At 56.9% G+C, this 1,337-nt stretch carries 1 protein-coding gene; it reads left to right on the top strand.

The genetic code is table 11. The annotated features are described in order from the left end of the window. The first annotated feature begins 130 nt into the window (after positions 1-130). Positions 131-1,297, top strand: coding sequence for an IS1249 family transposase (locus ACRQFC_RS09190; protein WP_435720024.1), 1,167 nt, complete (start codon positions 131-133; stop codon positions 1,295-1,297). Positions 1,298-1,337: the final 40 nt, after the last annotated feature.

The following is a 1,337-nucleotide window of genomic DNA, read 5'->3' as shown; positions in this document are numbered from 1 at the left end:
GGGTTAATAGACAAATGGTGGGTCTTATATCCGGGGTTTGCCCCGCCATAGCAACGAAAAGTCGGCCTTATTGAGGTCGAGCACCTCAATAAGCTTGCTTCCTTGACACTCGCGGTGGAATGTGCAGGGAGTGAAGACACTCAATCCCCGCGCCCGACGCTGTCCTATCTGCTCAAGCCCCTCAAAGAAGAAAGGCTTCACAAAACAAGGCCGTCAGCGTTGGTATTGCAAGGAATGTAAATACAGTTTCACCGCGACCGATGACCGGCAAAAACACGCCCAAGAATTCGCTGAATTCCTCACCTACATCACCACAACCACACCCCGACGCCTCAGCGCGCGCGACACGCGCGCCTGGGACCGCAAGCACGCCTGGTGCTGGCAAACCCGCCCCATCTGGACACCTACCGGACAGGTCTACGACCAGGTCTTCATCGACGGGACCTACATCGCCTACAACTGGTGCGTATTAATCGCTTACACGCGAGAAGGCGTGATCGCCTACCAACTATGCGACCGTGAATCCAAAGCCGCCTACCTCGCCCTCCTACGCCGCCTGCCCGCCCCTATCGTTGCTACCACCGACGGGGCAGCAGGCGCGCTGGCAGCGATAAAGCAGGAATGGCCCACCACACGCATCCAACGCTGCCTGGTACACGTGCAACGTAATATCCGCCAAGTCACCACCACCCGCCCGCAAACCGAGGCTCATAAGGCCTTATACAAGCTCGCTCTCGACCTAACCAAAGTGGATACCCGCGAGGGCGCTATCGCCTGGCAAAACTCGCTACACGCCTTCCACGAGCTTTACGACACATGGCTGGCAGAGAAGACCTATCGGGAGGAAACCCGCCAGGAGAATATTCCTTCTTTCGCGCGGAAAAACAAGAAATGGTGGTACACCCACACCCCGACTCGTAAGATCGTGGGCTCTCTTGACCGTTACGTCAAACAAGGCGTGCTCTTCACGTTCCTTGATCCGACCCTGGACGTGTCGACCGTGCTTGAGTCGACGACGAACCGGCTTGAGGGCGGGGTGAACGCGCCGTTGAAAGAATTCCTGCACATCCACCGTGGCTGGTCCCAGCCCCACCTGCTGACCGCGCTTGATTATTGGCTTTATTCCAGGTCGATCAACACCCAGCCGATGTCTGATTTCGCGTCAAACAAGACCCAAGTGAGGAAGAAACCCGTTAGCACGCCCAGCGATAAGCCCGCCGAGATCGATACCCATATCGACATGGAGCGCCCGTGGGAAGACGGTCTGAACATCCGTAAAGGCCGGATCGGGAGCTAACGACACGCCGTCATTAGACCCACTTTTTGTCTATTAACCC

Origin of the sequence: Actinotignum inguinis (assembly GCF_051265835.1) — a bacterium.
Lineage (GTDB): Bacteria > Actinomycetota > Actinomycetes > Actinomycetales > Actinomycetaceae > Actinotignum > Actinotignum timonense.
The sequence above is the reverse complement of the archived record's forward strand: the minus strand, read 5'-3'. Positions and strand labels throughout refer to the sequence as shown.